Origin of the sequence: Syntrophus aciditrophicus SB (assembly GCF_000013405.1) — a bacterium.
Classification (GTDB): Bacteria; Desulfobacterota; Syntrophia; order Syntrophales; family Syntrophaceae; genus Syntrophus; species Syntrophus aciditrophicus.
Genome location: NC_007759.1, coordinates 1,369,220 through 1,388,542, shown reverse-complemented (window position 1 = coordinate 1,388,542; position 19,323 = coordinate 1,369,220). Strand labels below are relative to the sequence as shown.

The 19,323-nt window shown below is 42.8% G+C and carries 20 protein-coding genes and 1 pseudogene; 7 read left to right on the top strand and 14 right to left on the bottom strand.

Annotation, left to right across the window (positions count from 1 at the left end):
• Positions 1-185 precede the first annotated feature (185 nt).
• Positions 186-518, top strand: a pseudogene (locus SYN_RS17025) (glycosyltransferase family 2 protein); the annotation flags it as partial.
• A gap of 486 nt (positions 519-1,004) precedes the next feature.
• Here SYN_RS17025 and SYN_RS16510 read toward each other — a convergent pair.
• Positions 1,005-1,355, bottom strand: coding sequence for a hypothetical protein (locus tag SYN_RS16510; RefSeq protein WP_237671317.1), 351 nt, complete (start codon positions 1,353-1,355; stop codon positions 1,005-1,007).
• 21 nt (positions 1,356-1,376) lie between these two features.
• On the opposite strand from SYN_RS16510, the gene SYN_RS16505 reads away from it, so the two are divergent.
• The 6 genes from SYN_RS16505 to SYN_RS06445 all read left to right on the top strand — a co-directional run bounded on the left by SYN_RS16505 (position 1,377) and on the right by SYN_RS06445 (position 9,418).
• Entirely contained in the window at positions 1,377-3,344 is a 1,968-nt protein-coding gene (locus SYN_RS16505; RefSeq protein WP_237671316.1) for a TPR domain-containing glycosyltransferase, read from the top strand.
• A gap of 257 nt (positions 3,345-3,601) precedes the next feature.
• Positions 3,602-4,723, top strand: a complete 1,122-nt coding sequence (locus SYN_RS06465) for a flagellin (RefSeq protein ID WP_011417274.1) — start codon at positions 3,602-3,604, stop codon at positions 4,721-4,723.
• A 179-nt stretch (positions 4,724-4,902) separates the two neighbouring features.
• Entirely contained in the window at positions 4,903-8,010 is a 3,108-nt protein-coding gene (gene fliD / locus SYN_RS06460) for a flagellar filament capping protein FliD (RefSeq protein ID WP_011417273.1), read from the top strand.
• Positions 8,011-8,102: 92 nt separating this feature from the next.
• Positions 8,103-8,576 carry a flagellar export chaperone FliS gene (gene fliS, locus SYN_RS06455; RefSeq protein ID WP_049749927.1) on the top strand — a complete coding sequence of 158 codons (474 nt, stop codon included), beginning with the start codon at positions 8,103-8,105 and terminating at the stop codon, positions 8,574-8,576.
• On the top strand, positions 8,577-8,981 hold the full coding sequence (locus tag SYN_RS06450; RefSeq protein WP_011417271.1) for a hypothetical protein: 405 nt from the start codon (positions 8,577-8,579) through the stop codon (positions 8,979-8,981).
• A gap of 47 nt (positions 8,982-9,028) precedes the next feature.
• Entirely contained in the window at positions 9,029-9,418 is a 390-nt protein-coding gene (locus tag SYN_RS06445; protein WP_041584818.1) for a flagellar protein FlaG, read from the top strand.
• A 23-nt stretch (positions 9,419-9,441) separates the two neighbouring features.
• Here the strand turns inward: SYN_RS06445 and fliW are convergent, their stop codons facing one another.
• The 13 genes from fliW to SYN_RS06385 form a co-directional block, all read right to left on the bottom strand.
• Positions 9,442-9,918 (bottom strand): flagellar assembly protein FliW, encoded by a 477-nt coding sequence (fliW, locus tag SYN_RS06440; RefSeq protein WP_011417269.1) that lies wholly within the window; start codon positions 9,916-9,918, stop codon positions 9,442-9,444.
• Between the two features lie 24 nt (positions 9,919-9,942).
• On the bottom strand, positions 9,943-10,182 hold the full coding sequence (gene csrA / locus SYN_RS06435) for a carbon storage regulator CsrA (RefSeq protein ID WP_011417268.1): 240 nt from the start codon (positions 10,180-10,182) through the stop codon (positions 9,943-9,945).
• Between the two features lie 15 nt (positions 10,183-10,197).
• Complete coding sequence (gene flgL / locus SYN_RS06430; RefSeq protein WP_041584817.1) at positions 10,198-11,403, bottom strand: flagellar hook-associated protein FlgL; 1,206 nt, start codon at positions 11,401-11,403, stop codon at positions 10,198-10,200.
• Between the two features lie 49 nt (positions 11,404-11,452).
• Positions 11,453-12,844: a flagellar hook-associated protein FlgK gene (gene flgK / locus SYN_RS06425; RefSeq protein ID WP_011417266.1), complete on the bottom strand. Its 1,392-nt coding sequence runs from the start codon at positions 12,842-12,844 to the stop codon at positions 11,453-11,455.
• Position 12,845: 1 nt separating this feature from the next.
• Entirely contained in the window at positions 12,846-13,493 is a 648-nt protein-coding gene (locus tag SYN_RS06420) for a flagellar protein FlgN (protein ID WP_011417265.1), read from the bottom strand.
• A complete protein-coding gene (gene flgM / locus SYN_RS15220; RefSeq protein WP_011417264.1) occupies positions 13,462-13,773 on the bottom strand; it encodes a flagellar biosynthesis anti-sigma factor FlgM in 312 nt (103 codons plus the stop codon). The genes SYN_RS06420 and flgM overlap by 32 nt, the downstream gene beginning before the upstream one ends.
• A 154-nt stretch (positions 13,774-13,927) precedes the next feature.
• Positions 13,928-14,248 (bottom strand): rod-binding protein, encoded by a 321-nt coding sequence (locus SYN_RS15760; protein WP_083756454.1) that lies wholly within the window; start codon positions 14,246-14,248, stop codon positions 13,928-13,930.
• A gap of 38 nt (positions 14,249-14,286) precedes the next feature.
• The gene (locus SYN_RS06410; RefSeq protein WP_011417262.1) at positions 14,287-15,498 is read right to left on the bottom strand and encodes a flagellar basal body P-ring protein FlgI; all 1,212 of its coding nucleotides are present in this window, start codon (positions 15,496-15,498) and stop codon (positions 14,287-14,289) included.
• 24 nt (positions 15,499-15,522) lie between these two features.
• Positions 15,523-16,236, bottom strand: a complete 714-nt coding sequence (locus SYN_RS06405) for a flagellar basal body L-ring protein FlgH (protein WP_049749925.1) — start codon at positions 16,234-16,236, stop codon at positions 15,523-15,525.
• A 66-nt stretch (positions 16,237-16,302) separates the two neighbouring features.
• The gene (flgA, locus tag SYN_RS06400; RefSeq protein ID WP_011417260.1) at positions 16,303-17,037 is read right to left on the bottom strand and encodes a flagellar basal body P-ring formation chaperone FlgA; all 735 of its coding nucleotides are present in this window, start codon (positions 17,035-17,037) and stop codon (positions 16,303-16,305) included.
• A gap of 4 nt (positions 17,038-17,041) precedes the next feature.
• Positions 17,042-17,824, bottom strand: coding sequence for a flagellar basal-body rod protein FlgG (flgG, locus tag SYN_RS06395; protein ID WP_011417259.1), 783 nt, complete (start codon positions 17,822-17,824; stop codon positions 17,042-17,044).
• Positions 17,825-17,846: 22 nt separating this feature from the next.
• A complete protein-coding gene (locus tag SYN_RS06390) occupies positions 17,847-18,602 on the bottom strand; it encodes a flagellar hook-basal body protein (RefSeq protein WP_148202512.1) in 756 nt (251 codons plus the stop codon).
• A gap of 397 nt (positions 18,603-18,999) precedes the next feature.
• The gene (locus tag SYN_RS06385; RefSeq protein WP_011417257.1) at positions 19,000-19,278 is read right to left on the bottom strand and encodes an EscU/YscU/HrcU family type III secretion system export apparatus switch protein; all 279 of its coding nucleotides are present in this window, start codon (positions 19,276-19,278) and stop codon (positions 19,000-19,002) included.
• Positions 19,279-19,323 lie beyond the last annotated feature (45 nt).

Below are 19,323 nucleotides of genomic sequence, written 5' to 3'. Positions count from 1 at the left end.
AATAAACTTCAGGCAGATATCTTAATATTATATGGATACGTTTCCACAACCTATAATTTATAACATTTTCCATATAGCCATCTCTATGCAGATCTTGAAGCCTTCCATGCATAGTGTATCCGTAATTTTTATGCTTAATTGACCATTTTTTCTGTATTGGAGGCAGAGGTCTACATTCATCTTGAATGCCGGAGAAAATAATGGGAATTTCCATCTGCATGATCGTTAAGAATGAGGAAAAAAATATTGAACGTTGCCTGAAAAGCATAAGGGGCGTTGCTGACGAGATCATTATAGTTGATACAGGATCGACTGACAGGACTGTATTATTGGCGAATAAATACACTGATAAAATCTTCCATCATCCCTGGGAAAATGATTTCAGCAAGGCAAGGAATCAATCTCTCAAATATGCAGGTGGTGACTGGATATTTTACATCGATGCTGATGAAGAGCTGGTCAGACAAGACACTCAAGTTCTGCTGGAAGGTGTTCGGAATGAGGAGATTGATGCGATCCAGGTTCAGATTATCAGCGAATTCCAGAAGAAACATAGCGAGTCTATCAACAGCCAGACAAGAATTTTTCGAAACAATGGAAGCATAGGGTTTGAAGGTCGAGTTCACAACAGAGTTATTGGCTTTAAAAACGCTAAAATTTATCCTGTCCGCATAAAACACAAGGGTTATGATCTGTCCCCTGATCAATTGAAGGCAAAATTTGATCGAACCGTTCCCCTTTTAAAGAAGGATATTCAGGACAGCCCCAGTAATCCCCTTCCCTATCACTACCTGAGTTGTTCATACCTCAGCATGGAAATGTATCAGGACGCTCTTGATGCGAGCCTTACCGCTGTTCGCCTGGCGGATAAGGATCGTAATCCGGATTTGATTTTCTTGTGGTCCCGCTTCAATGCGGCCAGATCATATTATGAATTAAATGAACTGAAAAAAGCCGAAAAATTGGCGTTGCGGACTCTTGAACTCTATCATGGTCATATCGATTCACACTTCATCCTGATAAGAATCTACTATGACCAATCCCAATGGTCTTCTTTGATTTACCATGGCGGAAAATACCAGAACCTCATCACCTTGTATAAGGAACATCCGGAAAATTTCAGCACCGTTGTCGTTAACACAATGAATGAAATATGGAACATTCATATCCTTCTTGGCATTGCTTATTATGAACTGGGAAGCAGGGAGCAGGCGCGCTGTTGTTTTAAAAAGGCAGCTGACACGGCTCCCAAACCCTATATGGCTTGGAAGGCGGCCGGCATTTACTGTCATGAAAAGAAATATTTTCAGGACGCGCTTTTTTTTCTCGAAAAGGCAAGGCGTCACAATCCCCACGATCAGACGACGAAAAGCCTTTTGAATAAAATCAATAAAACGGATGAAAAAGAAAGAGCCCTGCCGACGATCTGTTGTTGCATGATCGTTAAGAATGAAGAAATTTTTTTAGAAAAGTGTCTGAACAGTGTTAAAGATTTCGTCGACGAGATTGTTATCGTAGACACCGGATCGACGGACAATACGGTTGAAATTGCAAATAAATTTACAGACAAGATCTTTTTCCATCCTTGGGAAAACAGCTTCAGCAAGGCGAGGAATCAAGCTTTATCCTATGTCTCGTGTGATTGGGTGTTCAGTATTGATGCTGACGAAGAACTTCTTGATGGCTGCGGATCGCTTCTCCGTCAGACCGTTAGAGAAGCAGGCGGTGCTGATGCCTTTTTTGTCAATATAATAAGTACCTATGATAAAGGCAGGAAAAAGGCGCGCCATAATCTGGAGAGATTGTACAAAAATAATGGAATTATTCATTACGAAGGCATTGTTCACAACCGTCTGGTTGGCGCCAGTAATCCGAAACCATCAAAAATCGAACTCATGCATTATGGCTACGATCTTGAGGAGAAGAAAGCAAACGAAAAATTCTTAAGAACAACCAATCTTCTTAAAAAAGATATCGCAGAAAATCCTGATGATCCGAGGCCGCACCATTATCTTGGAACTTCCTATCTCTCCCGGGGGATGCATGAAGAAGCGTTAAAAGAATCCATTCTGGCAATAAAACTAGCCGATCAACAAAACAATCAGCACCCTTTATATCTGTGGACCCATCATAATGCGGCCATATCATCTTATTTGTTTGGCAATCTCGAAAGTGCAGAATTCTACTCTCGAAAATCCATCAAAAAATATCCGGATCACTTAGATTCGCACTACACCTTAACACTTGTCTACGGAGAAAAAAATCAATGGGACAAGGTTGAACGACATGGGAACAAATTCCTGAAACTGGCAGATTATTTTGAAAACAATCCTGACAAGACCGATGTCGTCATCCACACGACCTTAAAAAACATTCCGGATATGCATCTTCTGCTCGGTCATGCCGCTCATCGCAATCAGAATTTTACTAAGATGGATAAGCATTATCAGGCGGCCCTGAAAATATCTGATTTCAAATGGCAGGTCTTATGGAATATCGCCACCTTTCATATTGACCACACAGGAGATATCCAGAGGGCGGAGCATTATCTTAAAATGGCGGTTGCCGAGGCTCCCAATGAATCTTCAATTTGGTATGCCTTCGCAAAATTGAATCACAAGACTGGCAATTACACTGAAGAAAAGAACTGTCTCGAGAAATTATACCGGCTTGGTCGCAAAGATGTGGTCGCCCTGAATCGACTGGCAGAATTGAGCCTAACGGCAGGGGATTTCAGTCTGGCATTAAGCGCCTCCAGTGTGGCGCTGGAAGCTGACTCGGAAAATTACCAGGCATTCTGTTACTTAGGAATTGCCTGCAAGGAAGAATCCCTTTTTGAAAAAGCGGTTGAGGCTTTCATGAAATCCATTGAAATTAATGACCGCTTTGCCCTTTCCTGGTTCCATCTGGCGGAAACATGCCTTTCGATGAATCGCTTTGATGAAGCTCGAACTTTTTTCAATCAGGTTCTTTCTCTTTCGAGTTCACTTTCAGTGGAAACCCTTATTTGTCAGTGCGAAATCGAACTGAGATGCAATCGCATCGATTCTTTTCTGGCAGTCTGCAGCAGGCTGCTTAACATCCTTAAGTTGGATATACAACGAGAGATTGGCTGTTTTGAAGACATCGCCATCATTCTGACTGATATTGCTTATTCAGTTCGCGAAAATCGGAAGGCCGTTAACCGGTTGACGGAAATGATTTCTTTGTTGTCCATTGACAGCCAAAAACTGATCGAGAATTTACTTTTGATCGAATCTGAACCAGATACAGAAAAAATTGAATTTGTGAGCAAGATGTTTCAAATAAATCCGGAACAAAGACCCGCAACTCGATCCTCATAGAAGTATCAGCAAAAATCAACATCCCAAAAATCAGTGTTTTTCTGAATTTATCATCAACTTTCTTTTTTTTGTTAAAGTAAATCCTTCCATCATCCGATTATAAAATCAAAAGAAAAAAGCGGAAAGGAGGTAATAAGAGAATTTACACATTTTGTAAAAGTATCGTTATGGCCTTTTGTTTATTGCGAAATGAATTTTAATTTTGACAATCCCGGCAAGGAAGCCAACTAAAAAAACACATCAAGGAGGATCGTATCATGGGTCTTAGAATTCAAAACAATATTGCAGCGTTAAATGCGCATAGAAACTTAACCATTTCAGATTCAGCGATGTCCAAATCCCTGGAGAGATTATCGTCCGGATACCGCATCAACAGAGCTGCCGATGATGCAGCGGGACTCGCCATTTCAACGCAGTTCCGGGCTGATATCGCCAGCTACAAGGCGGCGAGCCGTAATGCCTCTGAAGCAAATTCCCTGCTACAGACGGCGGAAGGGGCCATGGATCAGATATCCAACATGCTGACTCGCTTGAAGGAACTGGCGACCCAGGCAAGCTCGGCCAATGCCAGCTCCAACCTTGCGAAAATCAACCAGGAAGGCAATGCCCTCCTCGATGAAATCGACAGAATCGCCAGCAGTACGGAGTATGCCGGATCAAAGCTTCTCGATGGCACATTCGGCATAGGCATTTCTTCGGGAACATTAACATCAGCAAAGGGTCTCTATACGGCGACGGGTCTGAAATCCGCAACGACATACACCGTGAGTGCCGTTGCAGACGGATCTGATTTAGCGCTTTCAGTATCGGCGACGATTGGGGGACAATCCATAGAGCAAACCCTTTACGGAATCTCCGTCCCGAGCGCAGGAGAAACAAACAGTGCCCGTTTCGACGCCCTGGGCCTGACCCTCACCTTTAACAGCAACTTGTCGACTACATCTGACGGGAGCATTATAGCGACGAATGGATCAGAATCTGCGTTCCAGGTGGGTGCAAAAAACACAAATAACGACAGAATCAATGTTTCTCTCGGAAGTGTGAAGGCAATTGATGCGGACGGATTGGATCTGTCCAAGGATCAGCTCGATTCGGCCACGGAGGCCCAGACTTTTCTGGCAACAATTGACACTGCCATCGCAAAGCTCAATACTCGTCGAAGCAGCGTGGGGGCGGCGCAAAACCAGTTAAGCTACGCATCTGCCATTCTGGCCACGACCATAGAAAACGCCACGGCATCGGAATCCATCATACGCGATGTAGACATGGCATCAGAAATGACAACCTTTACCAAGAACCAGATTCTCATGCAGGCGGGCACCTCTATGCTTGCGCAGGCGAACATGGCGCCGCAACAGATTCTTTCGCTGTTCGGATAGAAGCGCTAATAAACTCTAACATTTCAAGACCCCGCATCTTCTGTGCGGGGTCTTTTAACTGTAATCATTCAACACCCAAGGAAAATCAGAGGTAATTAAAAAGTTTCTTAAAGTTTTAGAAGAATCGACCCGATATTTATAATAAATCATTTCGAAGGATTTTTCTGGAAAGGACCAACATGTCATCGAGCACGAATCTGATTTCCGGACTGGCGAGCGGTTTTGACTGGCGGAGTATGATCGACCAGTTTATGAAAATAGAACACAGGGGGGTTGACCGGATAACCAGTAAGAAAACAGAAGCCTCTAATAAACTGACAGAATGGCAATCTTTTAACGCCAAATTGCTGGCATTGAGAACCAGCGCAGAAAATCTTAAAGATTATGATGACTTCTCCATATTCTCTACCAGTATGACAACCGACAGCAGTACGGTAAAAGCCGCTGATCTCTTATCTGTTACGACCTCATCATCAGCTTCACCAGGAACCTATAATATCATTGTCAAAAATAAAGCGACGGCGGAAAAACTGGCCTCCCGTTATTTTTCGAGCATCACGGATTCAATGGGATCATCCTATTCGGGCAACATCCTGATCAACGGACGGGCTGTCACTATTTCGGAATCCGATGATCTTGTCGATATCCGGGATAAGATAAATAATCTTAACTCGGGAAACAATGCTACAGGCGTTACGGCAAGCATTGTCAATTATGGCGTGGCCGGCTATCGGCTGACTCTGACAAGCAAAGCGACAGGAGCGGCAGGCATCTCTCTGCTGAACGCTTCAGGCAATGATATACTGGGAAATCTGGGGTTTACTGAAAAATCAGCCTTATCTCAAGTCATAAAGAATAGCATTACCGGTGGGGCTCAAAGCGACCGGTTCACAAGTACGAATCTGGCTATTGCGGACCTGCTTGGACTGAATGCCGGAGAATCGGGCACTTCTCTTATTATCAAGGATGCCAATGGAGATAATTCAAACGAGATAAGCATTAACCTGGCAACCAATGACCTGAATGATATCTGTGTCGCGATAAATAATAATAAAGGAGCCGCCAACATTTCCGCTTCCGTGATTTTCGAAAAAATTGACGGAACCACTTACTACAGACTTCAGATCGACGGGATTAATTCTACGAGTCCATTTTCCGATCAGAATAATATTTTTCAAGCTCTCGGATTAATTAAGAGTGGCGTTGGTGATGTCCTGGGCATCAGCGGTTCCGAGGAAATGACCTCCAGCGGTATGGCTATATCGACCACTATAAAGTTATGTGACATTGACGGCTACTTGGCATACACGGCTGGAGATCATATCGATTTTACTGGTAAAAACATAGCCGCTGGAGATGTAAACGGAACATTTAATATTTCCGCCGACAGCACTGTGCAGGACTTGCTTGATGCCATTGAATCGGCATACAGCGCTTCTGCAGGTGATGTGACGGCAACGATTACTGGAACAGGGAACATTCAGATTGTGGATAACACAACGGGTGAAAGTTTCCTCAACGTTACTTTAACCAGCACGGTTGCCGACGGCACCCTGAACTTTGGAACCTTCGGCGCAGCCGGCACTTTAATGAAGCGTCAACTTGTCGCTGGTGCGGACGCTTCCATTGAAATCGATGGTGTAACCGTGACCAGTTCCGACAATTCGATTGATGATGTTATCGCCGGGGTGACAATAAATTTGTTGAAAGCGGACGAAGCCACCACAGTGACATTGGATGTCGGCCAGGACATCGACGGGACCATGGAAAAAATCAATGCCTTCGTCTCAAGCTATAATGCGGTAGCATCCTATATTTATCAGCAGCAATCCTATGATAACCAATCAAAGGAAACCGGGGGCATTCTTTTTGGCGACGGGACACTTTCTTCCGTTAAAATGGATGTTTCTTCATTGATCATTGAGAGCGTATGGGGTGTTTCCTCTGAATTTGCCACCCTTGGACTCGCGGGCATTAATCTTGACAACGAGGGAAACCTGTGTGTCGATACCGACGTACTGAAGGGCTACCTTCAAACCAATTTTAACGATATACGGAATCTTTTTTGCGCCAATGGAACGACCAGCAACGGAAACTTGCAGTATATCGGCTGTTCAAAAGATACGGAATCCGGGAATTACAGTATTAATATAACCCAGGCGGCGACACAGAGTTCATCGACTTCGAATAGCGCAGTCGCGGCTATACTTGGCAGCGACGAAACACTGACCATCACGGAAGGGGGGAAAACCGCTTCAATTGTCATGACCAGCTCGATGACATTGTCGGACATTGTCAACGCCGTCAATTCAGAACTGGATGAAGTTTACACACAGACTTTGGCAGGATCGGAAGTATTTTATGCCGATGCCGCTAAAACGACATTAATCACAGCATCGACAAATTGGAACAGCATATACGATAGCTCAGGATCTTCCGCTAATCTCGCCAATGGTGACGTCATATCCTTCTCCGGCACATCTCGCTCCGGCGCCTCAGTTTCCGGAAGTTATTCCATATCCGATGTCAGTCAGGATACAGTCCAGGATTTTCTGAATGCGCTCGAACAAGCTTTCAGCAATAACGTTACCGCTTCAATTGACAGCTCTGGAGCGTTAAAAATTACAGACAAGACGACCGGAAACAGTCAGTTGGCTGTCTCTTTTGATTGCAGCCAGGCTCACAGCCTTTCCTTCGGATCGGTCGACACAAGCAATTCCGGTGGACAGCAGGGACGTTATGTCATAAACATAACCGCTTCAATGGATTCTTCCAATCATTTAGTACTGACGCATAATTCTTACGGAAGTCAGTCCTGTTTTACAATTTCTGAAACAGCAGACCTTTTATGGACCGGAGCTCAAACCGTTGATAACGGCCTGGATGTATCAGGTACAATAAATGGCGAAGCCGCAACAGGTTCCGGCCAGACCTTGACAGGAGATGACGGAGAAAGCGATGTCGGACTCGTCATTAAATACACAGGGTCGAGTACGGGGGAGATAGGAACGGTAAAACTCACATTGGGATTGGCGGAAGCGTTTAACCGAACGTTATACAATATCACCGATTCGATAGATGGTTATGTCTCTTACAAACAGAAATCCCTGCAGAACACGATCAGTGATTACACAACACAAATCGAAGAAATAGGAAAAGTGCTTGAGCGCAAGCAGGAAACCATGATTAACCGCTTTGTTGCCATGGAAGCTCTGATCAGTAAGTTCCAGAACCAAAGCAATTGGTTATTGGGTCAGCTCAGCGCAGCCGAAAGTGGATGGCGTTAAAATTAATAAAATGAAAATACATAAACATTACGAATTTTTGTATGGAAGAGTTTTGTTCACGTCAACATTTATTAAATAGGAGGGCTGAAACCATGCGGTCACAATCTTATGGGGCAGTGGCATATAAACAGACCAATTATTTAACCGCTGATCCCGTAAAACTGATTATCATGTGTTATGAAAAAGCCATAGAAAGGCTGAAAAGCGCAAAAGAATATTATCAAAACGGCCAATACGAAGCTAAAGCTAAGGCCATTCAGAAGGCACAGGATATCATTTCTGAGCTGAACATGGCGTTGAATTTTGAAAAAGGTGGAGAAATAGCCAGAAACTTGGATATGCTATACAAATACATGTCTAAGCAAATTGTTGGAGCCGATATTAATCGGGATTTAAGCAGTCTTGATGAAATCATATGGATGCTGGAAGAGTTAAATTCGGCTTGGAAAGAAATTTCCGCTAACGGACAAAGACCGCTGCAATCCTCAACCCCGATTCTCAATGCCACTTTGAATGGGGAATCACGTCAACAAAATTCCACTTATCTCCGAACCTGGAGCGTCTAAATGGATTCCTACAGCGAAGGATTAATTCAAAAGCGACAGAAGATGCAACGATTATTGATTTTAACCCAGCAACTGCGAAAAGCCGCCGATAAGATGGACCTGGCTAAAATAGACAATTTAATGAATGAGCGCCAGGTTCTAATGGGCGATATCGATGCGCTTGGCCGGGTTCTATCTCAAGTGGATCGATCTGATCGTCATTCGGTAAATTGCCGAATGACGTTAGCAAAAGCCGATGACCTTCGTGACGAAATCGATACAATAGTCAATCAGATTTTGATTATTAATGAGGAGATGCTTGGAAAATTCAATCAATCAAAAAATGCCGTTCAACAGCAGATTCTTACTATCCAGCAGGAGCGCAAAACGACAGGTCAAGCCAACTTTCTCAATATTAAAATTTAAAGTAACAAAAAATTTCCAATCATATTTATGAGATGAGGGACAAGATCATGAATATTCAATCCATTGAGCAGGATAGATTACTTGTTGCCAATAATTTTTCATCATCCGTAACGTATTCAGAAAAAGTTCCCGACGTTGGTCAACCGGGCACAACGCCTGCTGTCTCAGGCAATATGTTTTCTGAAAAAAGTCAGAACAATTCAATGCAGAACTCTGAACTTACAAAGGATTTAATTTCCAAGATTCAGGAGAAAATAGATCAGCTTGGCATCAGTCTGGATTTTTGCACCTACGGAGAAGAAGACGAAAGAATCGCGATTGTAGTGAAAGAGAAATTATCCGGGAAAGTTATTCGTAAAATTCCTCCAGAAGCCACACAAAAGCTTTATGAAAAAATGAATGAGCTGGTGGGAATACTTTTTAATGAAGAAGCCTGACTGACCTGTTCAATCAGAACTTTTTAAGGGGCAGTCGCGGAAATCTCATAACAATGTCCACCCAGTAGGAATTCCCGGTTTTTCAGAATATCATAGCGGATCGGGAAACGACTGTCTTCAAGGACAACCTGGCAGGCCTTTTTTTTAGCCGCGTTGATCACAATGGGAGCTCTCAAGTTTGCCGTAAGGAGAACGGGGTTCGAACGAATAGAAACAATAACCATAAGGGCAACATCTTCTGGATTGTCGATTTCAAGTTTTTCCAGCGTATCGTCATTTAATTCGGGTTGATAGTAAGGCTGCAGTAAAAACGGATCGATTACTACAAAAGCTGTAGCTCCGTCATCAAGCGACTGAAACCACAAAAAAGGATTTTTAACATCCTGATAAAGAAGCGCATATTTTTTTGACTCCTCAAATCCTAATATTCCTCTTCTCATCAAAATAATGTCCGACTCACTGATCTCGATCATTCCAAATCTGGTGGTTGATATTTTCACAGATCACACCTCGTCAGTTTTCTTCTATAATATCTTCACTTGCGCCCATAGAGCGGACAGCATCTCACTGTTTTTAACGTCGGATTCAAAGGCCTTTTTGTTTTCATCCTGTATCATTTCATATACTTCACCACGATGGACGGCAATGCCTTTAGGCGCATTGACACCGATACGGACATGTTTTCCTTTAATATCCAGAAGGGTAATTTGTATCTGATCGCCTATTACGATGGATTCTCCCAACTTCCTTGTCAGGATGAGCATTAAAAAACCTTTTTTCTACTTGAGGAAATCCAGAACTGAGGTATTACCGATCTCTGAAGCGATGGCATAGCAAGCCTTCAGGGAGACTTCTTTCATGGTAAACTGGGTCACGAGTTGGGTTAAGTCTGCGTCTTCGATATTCGACATCAGTTCCGTTACTTTAAGTTCAAGATCGGCCAGATTGCTTTCGGCGATTTCCAGACGATTTTGCCGGGTACCGCATTTCGACACATTTAACGTAATCTGATTCTGAGCTTTTTCAAGATTTCCGATTTGAGCCTGTATGCTCTGCTGATCACTGTTCTGCATGGCTTTCTTCAAATCGGCAAGGCACTTGAAAATATCAACTCCATCGCTGCCCACTCCAGTAAACACTTCCTGACCGGTCAAGTTGTATGTTACCGGTGAATCCCTTTGAACATCGACAGACAACTTTTCGTTATTTCCACAGTAATAACCAGCGGCATAGGATTTGACATAAAACAGGTCTCCGTTCGACAAAGGCTTGGCCCCCCCATCATCATCAAACGCCATCTGAACACCGTCACCCAGTTCGACGGTTCCAGCACTCAGATCGTCTTTACCGGCACACCATGATTTCCCGCCATCCAGAGAAATGCTGTATTCAACTTCAGCCAGAGGACCACCTTCGTCAATCCTGACAGCAAATGTCTTGTTCGATGTCCCTGTAAAGTGCCCCTGAGACTCAACAGTGCCCTGGAATTCATTTCCTTCCGCCCCCCCGGCGGCTTCAATCCTTGCCGGCAATTCGGAAGCTGAAAAAGGAGGCGTATCCGTCGCAGAACCGGAAAAGAGATACCTCCCATTCAGGGTTGAATTGGCAAGGCTAAGCATTTCATCAATAAGGGATTGAATGTTTTCTGCTGATAGTTTTCTGCTGGTTTCGGTGGCGGTGGAAGATGCCTCACGCACGGCTATTTCTCTTGCTTTGGATATCAGGTCGCCAGCCGCGGAAAGTTTGGATTCCGACGATGAAAGCCACGCATCTGCAGAATCGATATTTCGATTGTATTGCTCTATAAAAGACTTTGTTTTCCGAAAATCAAAAATGCGAGTCATACCCATAGGATTATCCGATGTTCTGTTAATCGACTTTTGTGAAGACATTTTTTCCATAATACAGTTATATCCATTCTGAACAGTAAAGATATTTCCAATTATGGAATTATATTTCATGTTTTCTGTGACCCGCACAACCATAAGCACACCTCTTCATCAACTATCAGCTCAAGTAATTATAATCTTCAATTTATCTTCCCAGATTGATTAACGTATCCAGCATCTCATTTATAATGGAACAGAGCCGTCCGGCTGCATTGTAACCCATCTGGTATTGAATCAGTTTCATCATTTCTTCGTCGATCGATACGCCGGAAATGCCCTCTCTCTGACGGTCCAGTTGACTCATCACAATATTTTGATGTTCCACATTTGTTTTTGCATCGGCGACATCCTGCCCAATTTTTCCAATAAGTGAAGCCACATAGTTATTAAAGGTAAATATTCCATTCATGGCCGCCTCGTTATCCTTCAAGGCGGAGATTTGCACCGCGTTTGCCCCATCACCAAGGATGGAAGATGAAGCGGCTATTTTCTTCAAATCTGCGGCCAACTCGGAATTCACTCTCATTGATTTGGAATCAGTAGCTGTGGGATCGAAAAAATCACTGCCTATATTTTTATACTGGTCATAACCCTGATGATGTTGATCGTTGATCTGAGTCACCAGACCGGCAGCAAATGAATCCAGATTATCCTGATAATTCTTCACAATCATATCCCTGACATCCAGCAATGCACCGATTTTCCCTCCGGTTATGACCTCATCGAGGCTGTCGCTTGAACCGACTTTGGTAATGTGATGATAAGGTGGGTTTGTTTCGCTTGTTTCCGAAGACAGTCGAAGCTGCCAACTGAATTCTTTTTCAACCAGAGGCTCGCCGTTTGGTAAAAAAACATTCAAAGCGCCTGACGAATCGATAAAATAATTGGCATTAATTGTCGAACACAGTTCCTTCAAATATTCATCCCGCTTATCCTGAAGAATATTGCTGTTCCCCTGTTCCGAACCTGCCTCCCGGATTTTTCGATTGACATCTGCGATACTGGAAATGAGATTATTGATCTCGACGACTGTCTCCTGGATATTGTTTTCCGCATCTTCCCTGACAGATTCCAGAGCATTGCCATAATCATTGATTGATGCACAAAGACTTTCAGCAGATGAAATCAAAGCATCTCTTTCCACCTGTCCTTCAGGATTGTTTGAAACATCAGACCAAGCATTCCAGAATTGATTCAACAAACCATTGATGCCGCTGCCGCTGGTTTCATCAAAGATGATCTCCACACTTTCAAGACTTGTGGAAAGCGCTTCATAATAACCAGTGACAGAGGACCGTTCGTTAATCTGATCACGTAAAAAATTATTATAGATTCTTTCCACATCACTGACTTCGACACCGACCTTGATTTTTGCAGCTCTCACATCAATTGAACCCACTGAACTGAACACTGGTCGTTGCCGTGAATAACCGGGCGTGTTGACATTCGAGATGTTGGAACCGGTAATATCAATCGCCGCCTGAAAACTTGACAATGCAAGTTTAGTTGTATCCAGAATTCCAATAATAGACATCATCCTACCCTTTCTTGTTTAATAATCTCCCGTTCGGCAATGTCCTGTTCAATTCACCCGATGGCATATAATTAATGGAAGAGTATATAAGTTGCTGAATGAACGATATAGTTGATCTCGTGCATGAAATAGAATCCTGCAGGAGATTTTTATTCATCTCATTGTAATTCTTTATGGAATGAATCAAGGAACTAAGCTTTTCGCAACTGCCCAGCAATTGATGTTTAAAATTCTTTTCAGCATAGCTGGCAATCTGTGAAAGGGTGAGTTCATTTCGGCTATCAAAAGATAATATTTTCTTGAATTTCTTTATCGTTTCCTCTCTGTTTCGCCGTAAAATCGCTGCTTTAAATAAACAAGTCTTTTTTTGGGTATTACTGTTATTCAAAGCTTCAATGGAGGGCTTTCTTATAATTTCCCTTTCCTTTTTGATTAGTTCAAACAACTCTCCGTAAACATGCATTTCTTTATGCAAATTATTCAATAAGTATTCAACCAGAAAACGAAATTCTCTGGTTGAATATTCTGAAAAGGAAGATTTGTCTTCAGTTTTCAAGATGAGTCCTAAAGTGTATAGTTTCTGATCGCTATAGGGCAATAAGACAAAAGCAGGATATCTGTCACCCCAAAATATCCAGGAAGAATTCTGCAACCATTTTTTCCGCAACTTCTTCTGCATTCACATTATAAGTGTTATTATCGATTTGGTTCTTTAATGCGGTAACTTTATCGTCCCGAACGTCAGGAATATTGTCGACAGTGTTTTTTATTTGCTGGATTTCTTTCACGGCATCGGAAAGTTCAACCTTTTCCTGAGGAATCGAAATGGCTGATCGATTATCCTGCGTCATCTTACCCATCATGAGAGACTCATTTTTTTCATACTGTTGAATCTGCTTTGCCGAAATTCCTTTGGTGTTATTTATATTCATGAGATATGTTTCCTTTAATTTCTTCGGTTACATTGATTATCGGCAAATTTCAAAAAAACTTTAACTGGTTTCCGTTATCTCTGCCTTTACAGTGAAAATAATACACTTTCCCTCAGGAAAACATCTTATACCTTATGGACGCAATCGTTACTCATCATTTGACGGGGTTCTTCAGTTGCTCATACAGAAGAGCCTTTAAGCCAAGCCCCTTTCCTTTTCCGGACAATTCTTCGGCGATTTTCTGATCGAACATCATTGTATAGGTATCTTTACCGAACGATCGCAGAGTAGGATCTCCGGCAGGAATCGTTTTTCTCATCGTTCGGAATAGTTGATAAACGAAAAGTGATTCAAAATCAGCACAAGCTTTCCGAAGCTTTTGTTCATCAAACTTTCTCTGCCGAGTTTCAGCATTTCGGATTGCAGCATCGCGCGTACCCGTTCCACCTGTGGCTGTCACTTTATCACCGCTCATTTTCGAACCTTTCAATTCTTCAATTGTTTAACAGTATCTTATATAATTTTTAATTCTGCCTGCAGGGCGCCGGCTGCTTTTATGGTCTGCATGATAGTAATAAGATCGCGAGGCGACACGCCCAAGGCATTCAATGCCTTTACAACTTCCTGAATGGTCACCCCCTTTGAGATAACCATCACTTGTTTTTTCTCCTCTTCGATACCCACCGTGGTATCTAGAGTCACAACCGTCTGACCTCCAGGCGCAACAATTGTCCCTGTTTTTTTATCCATAGCAGGCTGATTTCCCTTAGACGACAGTGGCGAAAAAGGAAGAGGTTGAGAAACCCGAATGTCTTCTTTGATCTGTATGCTTAAATTTCCATGGGCTACAGCGACAGTTGAAATCCGGACATTTTCACCCATAACGACCGTTCCTGTTTTTTCATTCATGACCACAACGGACTTGGAATCGACAGGAACATCGAGATTTTCCATCATGGAAATGATGTTCATCAAATTCCCTCCGGTAGCTTCTTTCATTCGAACATCAACGGAAAAGGAATCAACCTGTTTTGCCTCAACGTGTTGTCCAAGTGTTTTGTTCATCACATCGGCTAAACAGGCCGAAGTCGTAAAATCAGGTTGTAAAAGATTAAGCGTGAAGGAACGGAGTCGGTCAAAATCATATTTTAATTCCCGCTCAACCAACACCCCACTTGAAACACGACCAGCACTTGCATGATTTTTCCCTGTACTGCTGTTCGCCCCTCCCACGGCGTATCCGCCCAAGGTAACAGGACCCTGGGCAACGGCATAAATTTCTCCATCTACACCTCTTAGAGGTGTCATGAGAAGGGTTCCACCATGCAGGCTTTTCGCATCACCAATAGATGAAACCGTAGCGTCTATCCTCGCTCCTATTTTGGCGAATGCAGGCAATGATGAGGTAACCATAACAGCGGCAATGTTATCGGCTTTCAACGTTTTATTCTTCATGGATATGCCCTGTCTGTTCAGCAGGTTGGATAGGGATTCGCTTGTAAAACCGTTTTTGACGTCATCACCCGTACCGGCTAAGCCGACAACCAAACCATAGCCTATAAGCTGATTTTCTCTCACCCCGCTGATAGACGCAATATCTTTCAATCTTGCTGCAAAACCGTATGAAACAAAAAAAACAAGGTCTAAAACAATTATCCCTGTCAGAAATATTTTTTTAAGCAGCATTCCATATTTCATAAATTTCCCTAATTTAAATATTGACATTTAAACTCTCTTCCGGTCATTTCCTTAAAAAGGCCACACCCAGTCGACTATTCTTGTAGCCCAACCAGGCCTCATTTTGTCATTGATAATTCCCTTGCCCGCATAGACAATTCTTGCGTCGGCGATGTATTGTGAAAAGATGCAATTTTCCGTAGTAATATCTTCAGGCCTGATAATACCTGAAATAATAAGATACTGATCTTCTTCATTTATGGTCAGTTGCCGTCTACCTTCAATAACGAGATTTCCGTTATCAAGCACTCTGACAACCCGAGCCGTAACTGTGCCTTTAAGCTGACCGCCCCGTGTGGTATTCCCCGTTCCTTTTAGGGTTGAAGAAGAGGATCCCCCAATCTTTATTTTCGATCCCATATTCACATTCCGACTCAAAATCGATTGATCAAGTCCCCAAAAGGCATCAATACCTGCGGCAGAGTCGGAATCCCGGCTTGTATTGGTTGTTGCCTTATTGCCTCCCTGTGAAGCTTCATTAATAAGAATGGTCACAATATCATTGATATATCTTGCTTTTTTATCCGCAAACAGCATGTTTGATGCACTCTCACCCGGCCAGATGGATCCCCTTACGGGAAGTGCTTCGGGTCGAACCGTCAAATCTAACGGCTGTTCACCGGCTGTAAAATCCGGTTTTGTTGCACAACCCGTCCAAAGCCATAAAATCAGGAACAAAAAAATCAATCTATTTTGAATTAAAATGTTCATGTCCTTTTCTTTCATCACAAAATATCAGCAATCATTCATCCTTGATTTCATCATACCCGACCAAATCCATCACATCTGTTTTTATATTTCGACTTTGACAACTGAGTTTCCAATGACTTTTGCGTGGATTATTTTATTGGAAGAAATATTTTTGATTTTTACCGTGGCTCCTAAGGTTCCTTCCTCTTCAGCCAGCCCCAACGTTGTTATGCTTAATACACCGTTATCACATATGACTTTAACAACCTTACCTTTTTTGAACAGGATAGGTTCGCGAAGCATACTCGCCGTAAATGTAGACCGCTCCTTTATCGAACGAAGAAGTCTTTTACCTATAATCCGCTCCGGATCAGCAAGGAGATCCTGAGGCAATCGGCTGAACCACTTTTTTACGATAAGGATATCATGTTCTGAGATGTTTCTGTTCCGTTCTAAGGGACGAGCACTCAATGCGACATCCCTGCAAACCTCAATCCGTGTCGGAACGGAAATATGTTTAAGAAAATTATTTCGCTGACGGATTTTAACCTGATATAATCTGTTGCCGATATATTCGTCGCTTTTGTTCTCTTTCACATGTAGAGTGAAATCTTCCCGAGAAAGGGTAACTTCAGGAACTCCATTGGGAAACGTTATTCTTATCGACCCCTTGGGCCAAGTCATGTGTTTTTCGACATGATCGACAATGGCGGCTTTAATCAAAGATTCATTAAGTGTTCTTCCTTCGAACGCAAGCAGTTCTTTACCCGATACACCCGCGTAAATAAAACAACACGCGAGAAATACCAAAATTGAAATCCCACTTGACTTTGCCATTGGCTTATTTCTTCAAATTATTAATCATCGACAGCATATTGTCTGCTGTCACGATTGATTTCGAATTGATTTCATACGCCCGCTGACCAACAATCATTTTAACCATCTCATCAATGACGTTCACGTTGGACATTTCAAGAAAACGCTGTGATGTAGTTCCCAGTCCATCTTCTCCCGGGTTTCCCGTTAAAGGCTCGCCTGACCCTTCTGTTTTTTCAAAAAGATTTCTCCCTATACTGCTTAACCCAGCCGGATTAATGAATTTCGCAAGTTCAATTCTTCCAGTCGCTAAAGTATTGCCGTTTTCATCGGCAGCAGTCCAGGTTCCCCCGCTGTCCAGGGTGAAGGTTACCGCATCCTGCGGAATGCTCACCTCCGGGATCAATTGCAGGCCATCCGTATTGCATAGCACACCATCTCTGTTGACCTTGAAATTCCCTGCACGTGTATAAACCGTTGTACCATTGTCATCCAGTTGAAAAAAACCATCACCTTCAATCGCCCAGTCAAAGGAATTGCCGGTTTGCTGATAATCACCCTGTGAAAAAATCTTTTGAGTAGCGACTGGCTTGACCCCCATCCCAATTTCTATGCCTACTGTCAGTTGATTTCCCGATGAAGTTTCCGAACCGGCTTTTGTGGACAATTGATACATGAGATCCTGAAAGTCCGCCCTGGATTTTTTGAACCCCACTGTATTGACATTAGCCAGATTGTTCGCCACCACATCCTGCTCAACTTGCTGAGCCTGCATTCCTGTCGCTGCCGTCCAAAGCGATCTGATCATTACGATTCCTCCTGCAAATTATTTATCCTACTTTCCCGATTCTACCTGCTGAAAGTTTATCCTGTTCATCAATGGAATGGATAAGCTTTTGATAAGTTTCAAATGTTCGTTGCAGGTCGATCATTTGAATCATTTCCTTTATTGCACTGACATTGGAAAGTTCAAGAGATCCATAGACGACCTTCGGTGTAAAATTTTCCTGAAATATCCCCTTTCCTTCATCTCTGAAGATTCCCTCGCCCGAAGAAGTCAACACCTCAGGGTTTTTGAAGCTGACGATTTTCAACTGGCCTACCTGATTTTCACCTATATGGACATTACCTGATTCATCGATGCGAACATCTTCACCATTCAAAACGATTGTTCCTGTCTTACCCAGGACCGGATCACCCGATTTTGTGACCAGTTCTCGTTTCATATTTAACGTAAAGTCCCCCCTTCTTGTATAAGCAACTCCTTTCGCTGTCTGGATAATGAAAAACCCTTCTCCCAGGAGGGCAACTTCCAGGGGATTGTCCGTTCTCTGAAGGGCGCCTGACGAATAATCCCTGGTCAACAACTCATCATACGAAGGCGCCTTGTCGTTCGACGAGCGGCCTGAATCTCTCATCAAATAATTTAAAAATTCTACCTTGAAGCCAGGTGTGCTGACATTGGCAATGTTATTTGCTGAACAGTCGAGTTTTGCCATTGTTCTCAAACAGGCGTTTCCTACATCTGCAATACCATAAGTCCTCATACCATATGCTCCAGCGGTTTTTTCATTTAGATATTTCAATTTGCATACCAACCGGCATTAGAATAAGTTTCCGGTTCTCGCTATTCTTCTATTCTTTTTAAATAACAGCATAATTGACTATAGAGAAGAATTTGACGTTCAAAAAAGGATATCCCTGTTCTGACCAGAATGATCTGACCCTGTTTTCAGAAAGCATGATTATCAGCCGACTAATGGAAGAAAAAACTCATGCATAAAGAGAAGTCGATCTGCAGGATATTATCGAATATATACAATGAATTCATATCATTGCGGAAGAACTGAGCATATTTTGCTGTTGCGGATGGACAAAGGCAGAAAAAGAAGGCCAACCCTTCTTGTCGAAGGGATCGATAGGCAAACAATGAAGGAATTTCTGAGTGGGCTGAAGAAATCCGGGAAAATATTTCCCCTGCTGTCAAACCTCTTTTTTTTGACTCAACTTGGAGTTGATGGAATAAACATAGGCAAGGATTTCGGCTACGGCTTTATACAAATCCTCCGGAATCTGTTCATCAATGTCCAGTCTGCAGAGTATCTGCACAAGGCCGGGATCATTCCTGACGGGAATATTGTTTTTCTGAGCCAGTTCTATAATCTTCTCGGCAACAAACCCGCACCCTTTGGCAGTCACTTTCGGCGCAACATCAACGGTTCCATCATATCTTATTGCTGCGGCAAGTTGTACTTTTTTCATTTTACTCTTCTACTCCGTTCTTCTTCACACGACTATCTTAAATTC